This is a genomic window from Micromonospora sp. NPDC047670, assembly GCF_043204915.1.
Taxonomy (GTDB): Bacteria; Actinomycetota; Actinomycetes; order Mycobacteriales; family Micromonosporaceae; genus Micromonospora.
Window position 1 is genome coordinate 1 of the sequence record NZ_JBIDDA010000001.1, and the last position, 13,706, is coordinate 13,706.

General features: G+C 73.7%; 13 protein-coding genes. 7 read left to right on the plus strand and 6 right to left on the minus strand.

Annotated elements, in window-relative coordinates; all coding sequences use genetic code 11:
- The first annotated feature begins 157 nt into the window (after positions 1–157).
- Complete coding sequence (locus ACGF7U_RS00005) at positions 158–697, plus strand: orotate phosphoribosyltransferase (protein WP_393101854.1); 540 nt, start codon at positions 158–160, stop codon at positions 695–697.
- A gap of 57 nt (positions 698–754) precedes the next feature.
- A complete protein-coding gene (locus tag ACGF7U_RS00010) occupies positions 755–1,132 on the plus strand; it encodes a helix-turn-helix transcriptional regulator (protein WP_007073957.1) in 378 nt (125 codons plus the stop codon).
- 58 nt (positions 1,133–1,190) lie between these two features.
- On the opposite strand, the gene ACGF7U_RS00015 is transcribed toward ACGF7U_RS00010, so the two are convergent.
- From ACGF7U_RS00015 to ACGF7U_RS00030, 4 genes are all read right to left on the minus strand, one after another.
- A complete protein-coding gene (locus tag ACGF7U_RS00015) occupies positions 1,191–1,904 on the minus strand; it encodes a DedA family protein (protein ID WP_393101855.1) in 714 nt (237 codons plus the stop codon).
- A 210-nt stretch (positions 1,905–2,114) separates the two neighbouring features.
- Positions 2,115–4,640 (minus strand): polynucleotide kinase-phosphatase, encoded by a 2,526-nt coding sequence (locus tag ACGF7U_RS00020; protein WP_393101856.1) that lies wholly within the window; start codon positions 4,638–4,640, stop codon positions 2,115–2,117.
- A complete protein-coding gene (locus tag ACGF7U_RS00025) occupies positions 4,637–6,091 on the minus strand; it encodes a 3' terminal RNA ribose 2'-O-methyltransferase Hen1 (RefSeq protein ID WP_393101857.1) in 1,455 nt (484 codons plus the stop codon). Before ACGF7U_RS00025 ends, ACGF7U_RS00020 begins: the two co-directional genes overlap by 4 nt.
- 279 nt (positions 6,092–6,370) lie before the next feature.
- Positions 6,371–7,924 carry an LPXTG cell wall anchor domain-containing protein gene (locus tag ACGF7U_RS00030; RefSeq protein WP_393101858.1) on the minus strand — a complete coding sequence of 518 codons (1,554 nt, stop codon included), beginning with the start codon at positions 7,922–7,924 and terminating at the stop codon, positions 6,371–6,373.
- A gap of 178 nt (positions 7,925–8,102) precedes the next feature.
- Between ACGF7U_RS00030 and ACGF7U_RS00035 the strand changes: the two genes are divergently transcribed.
- Positions 8,103–8,588, plus strand: coding sequence for a SigE family RNA polymerase sigma factor (locus tag ACGF7U_RS00035; protein WP_393101859.1), 486 nt, complete (start codon positions 8,103–8,105; stop codon positions 8,586–8,588).
- Positions 8,585–9,628 carry an LCP family protein gene (locus tag ACGF7U_RS00040; protein WP_393101860.1) on the plus strand — a complete coding sequence of 348 codons (1,044 nt, stop codon included), beginning with the start codon at positions 8,585–8,587 and terminating at the stop codon, positions 9,626–9,628. Before ACGF7U_RS00035 ends, ACGF7U_RS00040 begins: the two co-directional genes overlap by 4 nt.
- 56 nt (positions 9,629–9,684) lie before the next feature.
- Here ACGF7U_RS00040 and ACGF7U_RS00045 read toward each other — a convergent pair whose 3' ends face one another.
- Entirely contained in the window at positions 9,685–9,897 is a 213-nt protein-coding gene (locus ACGF7U_RS00045; protein ID WP_393101861.1) for a hypothetical protein, read from the minus strand.
- A 125-nt stretch (positions 9,898–10,022) separates the two neighbouring features.
- Here ACGF7U_RS00045 and ACGF7U_RS00050 point away from each other — a divergent pair, with 125 nt between their 5' ends.
- Positions 10,023–10,406 carry a phage holin family protein gene (locus ACGF7U_RS00050; protein ID WP_393101862.1) on the plus strand — a complete coding sequence of 128 codons (384 nt, stop codon included), beginning with the start codon at positions 10,023–10,025 and terminating at the stop codon, positions 10,404–10,406.
- A 152-nt stretch (positions 10,407–10,558) separates the two neighbouring features.
- Positions 10,559–11,584 carry a class II fructose-bisphosphate aldolase gene (gene fbaA / locus ACGF7U_RS00055; RefSeq protein WP_393101863.1) on the plus strand — a complete coding sequence of 342 codons (1,026 nt, stop codon included), beginning with the start codon at positions 10,559–10,561 and terminating at the stop codon, positions 11,582–11,584.
- A 68-nt stretch (positions 11,585–11,652) separates the two neighbouring features.
- On the opposite strand, the gene ACGF7U_RS00060 is transcribed toward fbaA, so the two are convergent.
- Positions 11,653–12,906, minus strand: coding sequence for an LOG family protein (locus ACGF7U_RS00060; protein WP_393101864.1), 1,254 nt, complete (start codon positions 12,904–12,906; stop codon positions 11,653–11,655).
- Between the two features lie 340 nt (positions 12,907–13,246).
- Between ACGF7U_RS00060 and ACGF7U_RS00065 the strand changes: the two genes are divergently transcribed.
- Positions 13,247–13,675: a DUF3151 domain-containing protein gene (locus ACGF7U_RS00065; protein ID WP_393101865.1), complete on the plus strand. Its 429-nt coding sequence runs from the start codon at positions 13,247–13,249 to the stop codon at positions 13,673–13,675.
- Positions 13,676–13,706: the final 31 nt, after the last annotated feature.

Here is a 13,706-nt window from a genome sequence, read left to right on the forward strand (position 1 = left end):
ACGTCCTCTACGCCATGCTCCGCGACAAGATCCCCTACCAACCACGCCCCACCAGCCCCGTCCCCGCTTGACCAAACCCATAGGGACACCCCCCCGGGGTTGACTCGGGGTGGACCCGGCACGCGGCTCACAGACTTGCGCAGTACCCTCTATCGCCATGGGGGACCACGACGACCTGCGTAAATTCATTACCGACCTGGCGGTGGTCCACGGCCGGGTGGTGCTCTCCTCGGGGCGCGAGGCGGACTGGTACGTCGATCTGCGTCGCGTCACGCTCCATCACCAGGCCGCTCCGTTGGTGGGCCGGGTGATGCGCGAGCTGACCGCCGACTGGGACTACGACGCGGTGGGCGGGCTGACTCTGGGCGCCGACCCCGTGGCGCTGTCGATGCTGCACGCCGCGTCCGCGACTGATCACCCGCTGGACGCGTTCGTGGTCCGTAAGGCGGGCAAGGCGCACGGGCTCCAGCGCCGGATCGAGGGGCCGGACGTGGCCGGCCGGCGCGTGTTGGCGGTGGAGGACACGTCCACCACCGGGGGGAGCGTGTTGACGGCGGTCGAGGCCCTTCGTGAGGTCGGAGCCGAGATCGTGGGCGTGGCGGTTATTGTTGATCGTGGCGCCGGCGACGCGGTGCGAGCCGCCGGACTGCCTTATCGGGCGGCCTATACGTTGGCTGACCTCGGCCTTGTGGCGTAAAAGTCTGCCGATTCGGATTCGCCGATATGCAGGCGGATCGATGCTGCTGGTGGAAGGATGGAATACGTGGGAACTGCGTTGGCTGAAATGACCATGCCTCAGATCTCGCCGCTTGCCGGCGAGCCGATCGAACGTGCCGATGCCGAGCGTCTCGCCGGGGTCCTCAAGGCCCTCGCCGACCCCGCTCGACTGCGGCTGCTCAGCCTGATCCAGTCGGCGCCCGAGGGCGAGGCGTGCGTGTGTGACCTCACCGCGCCGCTCGGCCTCTCGCAGCCGACGGTCAGTCACCATCTGCGCATCCTCACCGAGGCCGGCTTGCTGGAGCGGGAGAAGCGCGGTGTCTGGGCCTACTACCGGCTGGTGCCGACCGCGATCGCCACGATCGCGGATCTGCTGACCCCGCCGCGCAAGCGCGCCACCAAGAAGGCTCGCTGACCTGTGCCGATCGTCCGGTGCCATCCCCGGTCGGGGACGGCACCGGACGGCCGGTTGGTCAGTGCTTGCCGTAGTGCTCGCGGGTCTCGCGGATCGCCTCCTCGGCGGCGGCCCGCTCCTGCGGGGTGGTGCCACGCTTGGCGGCCAGCCGCGCCCGGAGCAGCTCGACGGCGATCGGCACGACCGAGATGGCCACGATGGCGATCAGGATCATCTCGATGTTCGCCTTGACGAACGGGATCTGGCCCAGGAAGTAGCCGAGCACGGTCACGCCCGTGCCCCAGAGGACGCCGCCGATCACGTTGTAGATGACGAAGGTGCGGTAGTTCATCCGGCTGACCCCTGCCACGATCGGCGTGAACGTCCGCACGATCGGCACGAAGCGGGCCAGCACGATGGAGCGCGCGCCGTACTTCTCGAAGAAGTCGTGCGCCTTGAGCACGTTCTCCTGTTTGAACAGCTTCGAGTTCGGCCGGCGGAACAGCGCCGGGCCGACCTTGCGGCCGAACGCGTACCCGACCTGGTCGCCGGCGATCGCCGCGAGGGTGATGAGCAGGCAGACCAGCCACAGCGGGTAGGTGATGTACTTCCCGTCGGCGGTGAGCAGCCCCGCCGTGAACAGCAGCGAGTCACCCGGCAGGAAGAACCCGATCAGCAGGCCGGACTCGGCGAAGACGATGACCAGGATGCCGATCAGCCCGAACGTCGAGATCAACACCTCTGGATCGAGCCAGCTCGGCCCCAGGGCCAGGGTGGTGGTGGGCGTCGGCACGAGGTGACCTCCGATGGATGCCGGTCGGTGACGGATCGTCCGTAGTCTAGGTGGCGGTCCGGCGCGCTGGTGCTCGACGTCACACCCGCGCCCGCGCCGCCCGGGCGGCGCGCCGACACGCCACCGCCCGGGGTCGGCGCGAGCGCCCTGCCCGCCGCGGCGGCCACCGGGCCGGCCCGGCCGCCCTGCCGGGGCGGCGGAAGCGCCGCCCTACAGCCGGGGGTCCACCGGCTCGGACTCGCAGGCCAGGATCGCGAAGACCAGCTCGTGCCGGCGCCACAGCGGGGCGCCGGCGACCAGCGCGTCCAGCGCCGCCAGCCCCAGACCGTGCTCGCGCAGCGCCAGCCCCCGCTTGCGCCCCAGCGACCGGCGGCGCAGCGCGGCGAGCTGCTCCGGCTCGTCGTACCCGGGACCGTAGATGATCCGCAGGTACTCCCGGCCCCGGCACTTGATTCCCGGCTGGAGCAGCGAGCCCCGCTCCGTGCGGGCGGCCGGCCCGGCGTACGGCTTGACCACCATGCCCTCGCCGCCGGCGGCGGTCAGCTCCAGCCACCACTGCGTCGCCGCGGCCTCGGCGGCGGGGTCGGCCAGGTCGACCACCTGCCGACGGGTCGGGGTGAAGAACTCCGGGTCGGCCGCGCAGAGCCGGTCGGCCAGCCCGAGGTGCCAGCCGTGGTCCCGGTCGGCGTAGCTGGCCTTCGCGCCGGCCAGCACCGCGAACGGGGCCAGGGTCACCCCCCGCAGCCCGTCGGTCGGCCCCACGTACGCCCGGTAGCCCGCCGAGTAGGCCACGATCTCGTCGCGGCGGCGGGCCATCCGGTCGCGCAGGTCGCCCACCGGCAGACCCCGGCCCACGGCCGCCTCCAGCGCGGCCAGCGCCGCGGGCAGCGCGGCCCGCCCGGCGGCGCCGACCCCCGCGTACTGCTCGCGGATCAGCCCGCCCGCCTTCGCCGACCAGGGCAGCAGCTCGCAGTCGAGCAGCAGCCAGTCGGTCTCCAGCTCCGCCCAGAGACCCGCCCCGCCGACCGCCGCGCGCACCCGGTCGAGCAGCTCGGTGTCGAGCGGCTCGCCGAAGAACGGCCGGCCGGTGCGGGTGTGCACCACCCCGCCGCCGGGACCGAACGGCCCGCCGTCCGGCTCCCGGCAGACCAGCACCACCGCCCGCGAGCCCATGTGCTTCTCCTCGCAGACCACGCGGTCCACGCCCGCCGCGCGGTAGTCGGCGAACGCCTGCGCCGGGTGCTCCAGGAAACCGCCCACGGTCGCCGTCGAGCAGGGCGCCATCGTCGGCGGCAGCCAGGCCAGCCAGCGCGGGTCGACCGCGAACCGGCTCATCACCTCCAGCGCCGCCGCGGCGTTCTCCGCCGGCACCGTCAGCGACCCGTACGCGTGCTCGATGTGCCGCCGCCCGGACACGTCGGTCAGCTCGAGGACCTGGTCCGGCCGGGCCGGGGCGGCGGTCAGCGGGCGGGCCGGGGCGTACCACTCCCGCTCCGCCGGCACCGAGACCAGTTCCTTCTCCGGGTAGCGCAGCGCGGTGAGCCGGCCACCGAAGACGCAGCCGGTGTCGATGCAGATGGTGTTGTTCACCCACTCCGGCTCGGGGGTGGGCGTGTGCCCGTAGACCACCATCGCCGAGCCCCGGTACTCCCGCGCCCACGGGTAGCGCACCGGCAGCCCGTACTCGTCGGTCTCGCCGGTGGTCTCGCCGAACAGCGCGAACGCCCGGACCCGGCCCGAGGCGCGGCCCTGGTACTCCTCCTTCAGCCCGGCGTGCGCGACCACCAGCCGGCCGCCGTCGAGCACATAGTGGCTGACCAGGCCGTCGACGAAAGCCGCGACCTCGGCCACGAAGGCGTCCGGTTCCGCCGCCAGCTGGGCCATCGTCTCGGCCAGGCCGTGGGTGAGGCGCACGTCGCGGCCGCGCAGCCGGCGCAGCAGCTTCTGCTCGTGGTTGCCGGGGACGCAGATCGCGTGCCCGGCGGCCACCATGCCCATCACCAGGCGGAGCACGCCCGGGGAGTCCGGGCCGCGGTCGACCAGGTCACCGACGAAGACGGCGGTACGCCCCGCCGGGTGCGTCGCGTCCACCGGACGGCCGTGCCCGTCGCGGCGCAGCTCCCAGCCGAGCCGGGTCAGCAGCGTCTCCAGCTCGGCGCGGCAGCCGTGCACGTCGCCGACGACGTCGAACGGCCCGGTCAGCTCGCGCCGGTCGTTGAACAGCCGCTCGTAGCGGATCTCGGCGGCGTCGATCTCGTCGGTGCCGCGCAGCACGTGCACCTTCCGGAATCCCTCCCGGGCCAGCTGCCCGTACGAGCGGCGCAGGTCGCGCTGCATCCGGGCGAGCACCTGCCGGCCGAAGGTGCGGTCGGCGCGACCCTCGGTGCGCTCCCAGGCCAGCGCCTCCGGCACGTCCAGCACGATGGCCACCGGCAGCACGTCGTGCTCGCGGGCCACCCGCACCAGGGCGGCCCGGGCGTGCGGCTGGAGGTTGGTCGCGTCGACCACGGTGAGCCGGCCCCGCCGCAGCCGGGTGGCGGCGACGTGGTGCAGCGCGTCGAACGCGTCGGCGGAGGCCGACTGGTCGTTCTCGTCGTCGGCCACCATCGCCCGGAAGGCGTCGGAGGAGAGCACCTGGCTGGGCGCGAAGTGCCGGCGCGCGAAGGTCGACTTGCCGGAGCCGGAGACGCCGACCAGCGCGACCAGGGCCAGCTCGGGGATGTCGAGGGTGGTCACGGGATCTCCTTCCGGGTCAGCACGGCGAGCTGGGTGGGGGCGCCGACCTCGGGATCGTCGTCGCCGACCCCGCTGATCGCGGCCGTGTACCCGTACGTGGCGGCCACCCGGTCGACCCAGGCGGCGAACTCCGCGCGGGTCCACTCGAACCGGTGGTCGGCGTGCCGGAACCGCCCCGCGGGCAGGCCCTCGTAGCGGACGTTGTGCTCGACGTTGGGCGTGGTCACCACGACGGTGGCGGGGCGGGCGTGACCCAGGACGGCGTCCTCCAGCGCCGGCAGGCGGGGTGGGTCGACGTGCTCGATCACCTCCATGAGCACCGCCGCGTCGTAGCCGCGCAGCCGGTCGTCCCGGTAGGTCAGCGCGGACTGCCAGAGTCGGACCCGGTTCCGTTGCCGCTCGGGCAGCCGGTCCAGCCGCAGCCGCCGGGCGGCCAGGGTCAGCGCGTGCGGGGACACGTCGGTGCCGACGATCTCGGTGAACCGGCGGTCGCCGACCAGCGCGGCGAGCAGGGCGCCCCCGCCGCAGCCCAGGTCCAGCACCCGGCTCGCCCCCGCCCCGACCAGCGCGCCGAGCACCGCCTCCCGGCGGCGCGCGGCCAGCGACGCCCGGCGCGCCGTCACCCGCTCGTCGGTCCCGTCCACGGTCGCCTCGTCCACCGTCACCTCGTCGGCGGCCGGCTCGTCGGCCAGGCGCTGCTCGGCGAGGCGGGCCAGGGCGAGCCCGGCCAGCGCCCTCCGGTGCGCCAGGTAGCGGCGGCTGATCAGGTCGCGCTCCGGGTGGTCGGCGAGCCAGCCCTCGCCGGCCCGGAGCAGCTTGTCCACCTCGTCCGGCGCCACCCAGTAGTGCTTGGCGTCGTCGAGGACCGGCAGCAGGACGTAGAGGTGGTTGAGCGCGTCGGCGACCCGCAACGTTCCGGTCAGGCTCAGGTCCACGTACCGGCTGTCGCCCCACTCCGGGTGCTGCTCGTCGAGGGGGATCGGGATGGCGGTCACCGCCCAGCCGAGCGGGCCGAACATCCGGACGGCCACGTCCGCGCCGCCCCGGCAGCGCAGCACCGGCACCCGCACCTCCAGCGGGATCGGCGTACGCGCCAACTCGGGGCGTTCCCGGGACTCGCCGCGCAGCGCGGACCGGTACACCCTGGACAGCGCGGAGGAGAGCAGGCTGGACGCGGCGTACGGCCGGTCGTTGACGTACCGCCCGAGGGTGAAGCCCTCCGGGGTCGGGGCCTGCTGCCGGCCGCGGCCCCTGCCCCGCGCGCCGGCCAGCCGCAGCGGGTCGACGTCGAGCAGCAGGGCGGCGGTGCAGCGCTGCTCGCCCGCCTCCGGGTAGAACACGTGCGCGGTGCCGACCGGCACGTCGAAGGAGTGGGCGCGGTCGGGGTGCTTGACCAGCAGGTGACCGAGGTCGGTCGCCGGGTGGTGGGTGGTGGTCAGGGTGAGCAGCACGCGCCCATGGTCTCAGTGTCCTCGATCTTGCGTCGTCCCGTTTTCGCTCGTTCGCGGGTGGGGTTTCCGGGGGAGCCCCACCCGCTCCGGGCGGTCAGGCCTGATCCCTGCGCGGGCGGGGCTCCCCCGGAAACCCGTCGTGGTTCCGGTTCGTCCGATGGCGTCGATCGGGGTGCGGTGGGGCGCGTGCCGTCGGGGGTGGGGATCCTGGAGGTGGGCGTAGAGACGGCGGTGCCCCGCCGGCCGGGTGGGCGGCGGGGCACCGGTGGTGCGGGTGGATCAGGCGACGAAGCGGGTCCGGCGGCGCTTGGCCACCAGGTAGCCGCCGGCGCCGGCGACGAGCAGCAGGCCACCGAGGCCGGCGATCAGGCCGGTGGACTCACCGGTGATCGGCAGCTCGGGGTCGTCGCCGCCGTTACCGCCGCCGCCCCCGCCGCCGGTCGCGGCCTTGACGACCAGCGCGGCGGTGTCGTTCTCCGGGTTCAGGTCGGCGGCCTGGCCGGGCTCGCCCGGGCCGAAGTGCAGCAGCCGCACCGAGCCCGGCGCGCCGCCCACCTCGTCGATCCGGAAACCGAACTCGAAGACGGCGGACTCGCCCTTGTGAAGCAGCTCGAACCACTCACAGAAGTAGACGCGGCCGCCCGGCTCGCCGTACCAGCCGGTCGGCTCCTCGGCCGTGCCCGGCGAGCACTGCTCCGGCGCGTCCACCACGGTCGCGCCGGCGGGGACGGTCACCAGGGCACCGGTCAGGAGCTCGCCCGGGGCGTACGAGTTGACCGCCGCGGGGCCGTTGTTGACGAAGCCGACCTTGGCGGTGACCGTCCGGCCGGCCGCGCCGACGACCTCCGCGCCGCCGGCGGCGACGTCGGCCCGCTGGTCTCCGGTGACGGTGGCGTCGATCTCGGCGACGTTGTTCGTCGTGTCCTTGTCGGTCTGCTTCACCGCGCGGGCCCGCGATGCCGGCGCCGGCACCAGCTTCAGGGCGCTCCCGCTGCCCTTCTCCCAGTCCGCGCCGGAGAAGTCGGCGATGAACTGCTCCCAGTCACCCTTGGCGAACCAGATCGCCTGGCCGTACTGCCGGCCCGGTGCCCAGGCGTCGGATGCGATCGTCAGGGCGGACGAGTCGTTGAGCTGGAGGGCGGCCCCCGGCGGGAGCTCCTCGTCGAAGTGGCACTGGGCGAAGTTGCTGCCGAACTCCGAGAGGTAGGAGCAGTTGGAGTGCCGCCGCGCCGGAGTGAGGCCGGGGGTCGTGGCGAGGAGCAGCACCGCACCACGGGCGCGGCTCTCGCCGACGTTGGCCACCGTGAGCGGCGCCTTGACCGTCGCGCCGGGGTCACCGGCGAGTTCGAGGGAGCGCTCCGCCTTCAGGTCGACGCCCTCGCCGACCTCGATGGTGGACCGCGCGGTGGCGGTGGGCATCCCCTTGGCCGCCACGCTCAGCGCGAGCTCGCCCCTGTCGCCCGGTGCGGCGGAATCCTTGGCGGTGACGTTCAGGTTGACCAGGTAGTCGGTGATCTCGGTGCCGTCGAGCGCGCAGGTGATGACCGGGCCGGCTTCCGTGCAGCCCGGCATCCGGTCGCCCAGGACGACCTCGGCGAAGCCGTCGACCTTGCCGCGATCGATGGTGAGCGTCAGCTTCTCCGGCAACACCTCCGCGAACGCGTACAGGGTGACGGACCTGGCCTCGCCGCCCGGCGCGACCAGCACGTTGTTGGCGTAGAGGAGAAGCTCGTCGCCGGGCTCTTCGGCGACGGCGGGGGTGGCGGAGGCGGCGACGAGCGCGCCTGCGACGCCCAGCCCGGCCAGCCAGCGCCGGGTGGAGTGCTTGAGCATGTGGGGGGTCCTCCCGTGGGGGTGCCAGGAGTGGCCAGCGGATCTTAAGGATTCGTTAAGACTCGCCGCTGCCCCCGACCCGCCCACAGGGCCAATGTCGACCGAACGGCTGAGCAGGACCGCCGCAACGTTCCGGCCGCCCACGTCCGTCATCAGGAGCAGGAGCCCGGGAGGTGCAGTGACGTACGAGGAGTTCGCCGACTCACGGCTGGCCGCGCTGCTGCGGTACGCGGTCATGCTGACCGGCGACCCGCACCAGGCCCAGGACCTGGTGCAGGACACGATGGTCCGGGTGCAGCTCAACTGGCGTCGGGTGGCCCGTGCCGACTCGCCCGAGCGCTACGTCCGCCGGATGCTGACCAACCAGTACGTCGACTGGCGGCGGGGCTCCTGGATGCGCCGGGTGCTGCTGCGCGCCGAGCCCGACGACGCGGTGCCGGTGCCAACCGACCACGCCCAGCACGCCGTGGAGCGGGACGAGGTCTGGTCCTGGCTGTCCCGACTGCCGCGCCGGCAGCGGGCCACGCTGGTGCTGCGCTACTACGAGGACCTGCCCGACGCGGAGATCGCCGACATCCTCGGCTGCGCCGTCGGGACGGTCCGCTCGTCCATTTCGCGCGCCCTGGCCACGCTCCGGGCCGAACACGTGGAGGCTTGCTCATGATCGAGGACGACCTGCGTGCCGCCTTCGCCCGACACGAGCCGCTGGCCCCCGCCGCTGCTCCGGTGCGCGCCGTGATCGACCGGCTCGCCGCCGGCCGCCGCCGACGCCGTCGGCGCTTCCGGGCCGCTGGCGTCGCGTTGGCCCTGCTGGCTGTGCTGGGGATCGGGGTGCCCCGGCTCGCCCCCGACCGCGCCGCTCCCGACGCGACGCTGCTCCTCGGGACGGCCGCGCCGGCGCCGACCGGCGCGCTGAACATCCTGCTGCTCGGCCTGGACGGCTCGGCGGAGGACCAGGCGCGGCGGGCCGACTCGGTGCTGCTGGTGCACGTGCCGGCGGATCGTGGCCGCGTCTACCTGATCTCGCTGCCCCGCGACCTGGAAGTGCCGATCCCCGGGCACGGCACCGACAAGCTCAACGCCGCCTTCCTGCTCGGCGCCGGATCCGACCAGCCCGACCTGGAGCGCGGCTACGACCTGACGCGCCGGGTGGTCGGCGACCTGACCGGCGTACGCGTCGACGCCGGTGTGGTGCTCACGTTCCCGGCGCTGCGGCGGCTCGCCGACGAGGTCGACGGGGTCGAGGTGTGCCTGCCGCGAGAGGTCCGCTCCGTCCACACGGAGCGGGTCTTCCCGGCCGGCTGCCAGCGACTCGACGGAGGCGCCTCCGTGGACCTGCTGCGCCAGCGGCGGGGGCTGCCCGAGGGTTCGTCCGACCGTGACCGGCACGCCCAACTCTTCGCCGCCGGGCTGGTCCGGCGGGCCGTCGAGCAGGGGGTGCTGACCAGTCCGGCCAGGCTCCACGCGCTGCTCGACGCCGCCGACCTGGTGACGGCCGACGGGACAGCCGTGGCCGAACTGGTGGCAGTGGTGCCGCGGTTGAGGTCCGTCGAGCCGGTGGGGCTCAGCCTCCCGGTCGGAGAGCCCGACGGCCCCGGCTGGCGGCTGCGGCCGGATCCGCAGAGAGCTCCGGCCTTCCTCGCCGCGCTGCGCGAGGACCGGTTGGCGCAGTGGGCGGCCCAGAACCCGGACCGTGTGCGCTGACCCTCGGGGCGGGACGCCACCGGGTCTCCGGTCGCGTCCCGCCCCGGACCACGCCGTCAGCGGTAGTCGTCCTCGTCGACGGCGACCACCCGGGCCTGCTCCATGGCGTCCCAGTCGTCGACCTCCAGGCCGCGGTGCGGCTCCGTGTCGGCCTCGCCGGGGCCGACCACGGCGGCCTGCTCGACCGCGTCGGCCGGTTCCGCCTCCATGTCGCGCTCCTCGGGGCTGAGGTGGTCGCTGGGGGCGAAGTCCTCGTCGGGCTGACCCATCAGTCCCTCCCGGGATCTCGGCGGACGGTTCCCACACACCGTACGGGCTGCGCCCGTCCGCCGCTCGGAAGCCGAGTCGACCGAATCGCCCCACCGGCCGCCGCCCCCGGTGCCAGGATGGTCGCGTGGGCTTCCTGATCCGGCTGGCGATCACCGCGGTCGCGCTGTGGATCACCACGCTGATCGTGCCCGGGGTGGAGGTGGGTGGCCGGTCCGGCACCGACACCGCGCTCACGCTCGTCGTCGTGGCGTTGATCTTCGGTGTGGTCAACGCGGTGCTCAAGCCGCTGATCAAGGTGTTCGGCTGCGTCTTCTACCTGCTCACCCTCGGCCTGTTCGCGCTGGTGGTCAACGCGCTGCTGTTCCTGCTGACCGACCGGATCGCCCGGGCGTTCGACCTGCCGTTCGACGTGGAGGGTTTCTGGCCCGCTTTCTGGGGCGCCATCGTGATGGCCGTGGCCACCTGGCTGATCAGCGTCGTGGTGCCCGACAGGTGGGAGCAGCGGTGAGGCCCGCCGCCGAGGTTCGGGCGCGTACCGGGTCGGTTGTGCCGGCGGCCCGTCGCTACGGGATACTGCCGACGGTGGACAGCGCGGTCCGGCGCACCCAAGGAGAACAGCGGCCGGCGACGGCCGACAGCGGTAAGTAAGGAGCGTTCGACATGCCCATCGCTTCCCCCGAGACCTACGCGGAGATGCTGGACCGCGCCAAGGCCGGCCGGTACGCGTACCCCGCGATCAACGTGACGTCCTCGCAGACCCTGAACGCTGCGCTCAAGGGCTTCGCCGACGCGGAGAGCGACGGCATCATCCAGGTCTCGACCGGTGGCGCGGAATACCTCTCCGGACCCTCGATCAAGGACATGGTGACCGGCGCGGTGGCGTTCGCCGCGTACGCGCACGAGGTCGCCAAGAAGTACCCGGTCAACATCGCCCTGCACACCGACCACTGCCCGCAGGAGAAGCTGGACAAGTTCGTCCGGCCGCTCATGCAGATCTCCAAGGAGCGGGTGGCCGCCGGCCAGGAGCCGCTGTTCCAGTCGCACATGTGGGACGGCTCGGCCGTGCCGGTGGCGGAGAACCTCCAGATCGCGGCCGAGTTGCTCGACCGGGCCGCCGAGGCCAAGATCGTCCTGGAGATCGAGGTCGGCGTCGTCGGCGGCGAGGAGGACGGCGTCGAGAACGCCATCAACGACAAGCTCTACACCACCGTCGAGGACGGCCTGGCCATGGTCGAGGCGCTCGGCCTGGGCGAGAAGGGCCGCTACATGGCGGCGCTGACCTTCGGCAACGTGCACGGCGTCTACAAGCCGGGCAACGTCAAGCTCCGTCCCGAGATCCTCAACCAGATCCAGGAGGCGGTCGGCGCCAAGTACGGCAAGGAGAAGCCGCTCAGCCTGGTCTTCCACGGCGGCTCGGGCTCGCTGCTGTCGGAGATCCGCGAGGCGCTCGACTACGGCGTGGTGAAGATGAACATCGACACCGACACCCAGTACTGCTTCTCCCGCCCGGTCGCGGACCACATGTTCCGCAACTACGACGGCGTCCTCAAGGTCGACGGCGAGGTCGGCAACAAGAAGATGTACGACCCGCGGGTCTGGGGCAAGGCCGCCGAGGCCGGCATGGCCGCCCGCGTCGTGGAGGCCTGCGAGCACCTGCGCTCGACCGGCACCACGCTGGCCAAGTGACGCGCTGACGCGTACCGCCGACGGCCGGCTCCCCGCTCGGGGGCCGGCCGTCGGCGTGCCCGGCTCCGTCAGGTCGCGGTGAGCACCCGGACGGCCTCGTGGACGTCGTCGGTGAGGTGCACGGTGGCCGACAGGTCGCCGAACGGCGAGGCGCTCAGCAGCGGCCGCAGCAGCGCCTCCACCGGCAGCTCCCGGGTCCAGTACGCGCGGTCCAGGAAGACGTACGCCCCGCTGGCGCCGTCGGTGCCGTAGTAGGTCTTGGTGGCCGCCTGGAACACCTCCTGCACGGTGCCGGCCCGGCCGGGCGCGAAGACGATCCCGCCCCGGGCCAACCGCAGGATGGTGTCCTCCCGGATGGCGTTGGAGAAGTACTTGGCGATCCGGCCGGCGAAGAGGTTCGCCGGCTCGTGCCCGTAGAGCCAGGTGGGGATGGCGAGCCCGCCGGTGCGCGCCCAGTCCACGTCGCCGCCGGCCAGGGCGGCCGAGTCGACGCGGGACACGCTGGCCGGGTCGGCGGCGCGGGGCCGGGGCGGCGTCACCGGCCGGCCGTAGAGCTCCCGCACCCGCAGCGCCGCCGCCGTGTAGCGGTCGTGGTCGGTGAAGTCCGGCGCGCCGGCGAGCAGGTCGATCGCCGCGTCCAGGTCCTCGACCGGCCGCAGCGCCAGGAACGCGCCGAGGTTGGCGGCCTCCATCACCCCGGGCCCGCCGCCGGTCACCACCAGCCGGTCGGCGCGGGCCAGCTCCCAGCCCAGCACGGCAGCCATCCGGTACGGCGCGCTGCCGCGCGGCACGGCGTGCCCGCCCATGATGCCGATGACCGACTGCGGCCCGTGGGTGGCGAGCCAGGCGCGAGTGGCGTCGGCGAGGGCGTTGTCCACGCCGTGGTCGTGCAGCCGCTGGCCGAGCGCCTCCTTGACCTCCGGCAGCGCGCCGCCGTGCGCGCGGAAGTGTTCGTAGACCCGGGTGTCGTACATCCCGGCGAACCCGCCCTCGGCGAAGCCGGCGGCGAGGTCCTCCGGGGTGTAGAGGTGCGACGGCTGGGTCGGGTAGGGCAGCCCGGAGAACGGCGGCACCACGTTCGCGCCGCGCCGGACCAGGTCGGCGCCGACCTCGCGGGAGGCGAAGCGGCACCCGACGAAGAGGGTGCCGGCCACCTCGATCCCGGTGAGGTCGGGGACGGGTGCGAGGTCGAGCCGCAGCCCCTGCACGGTCAGCCCGACCAGGCTGCCCGTGGCCAGTCGCCGGTCGAACTCGGCGCGGGTCTCGATCTCGTCGGTGCAGGTGTGCGGCTCGATGACGTCCGCGGGAGGTGGGGTCGGCACCCTCGCCATCCTGCCCCGCCCGGGCAAGAGGCCAAACCCGCGGGTCGGTCCGCGCGCCGGCGGTCCCGGCCGGCGCTGCGGTCGTGGCGCGTCCCCTGGGGGGCGGCGCGGCGGGCCGCCCGGCTCGCGCCGGCCTGCCCCGGAACGGACAGGAGCCCGGCGGCTGCGGCCACCGGGCTCCTGCATAACCCGGTCCTGGGGAGGCTCCGGACCAATAGTTGTAGTGGAAAACATCTGCCGGTGGCATAGGCCGCAGGCGTGACCAACTCCTCAGCCGTTCAGTCAACCGGCTCGGCCAACCCCCTCGCGCGGCCGCGGGCGAAGCGGGTTGAATGGGACGATGCAGAACCTGTTGCCGGAACCACCGGCCACCCTCCTCCCCGCGCACGACGAGGCCGACGCCGCCCTGGCCGCCGCCGAGCAGGCCGGCAGCGACGAGGCGTACGCCGAGGTGGCGGCGCGCTTCCCGACCTACAGCGCCGGCTGGGGCGCGCTGGCGGCCCGGGCCCTCGCCGCGAGCCAGGTCATCCCGGCGTACGCCTACGCGCGCACCGGCTACCACCGCGGGCTGGACCAGCTGCGCCGCAACGGCTGGAAGGGGCACGGCCCGGTGCCGTGGTCGCACGAGCCGAACCAGGGCTTCCTGCGCTGCCTCTACGTGCTGTCCCGCGCCGCGGACGAGATCGGCGAGGCGGACGAGGCCGCCCGCTGCGCCCAGTTCCTGCGGGACTGCGACCCGGCCGCCGCGGACGCGCTGGCGAGCAACTGATCCCGCATCGACGGCCGGCCCGAGGCACCAC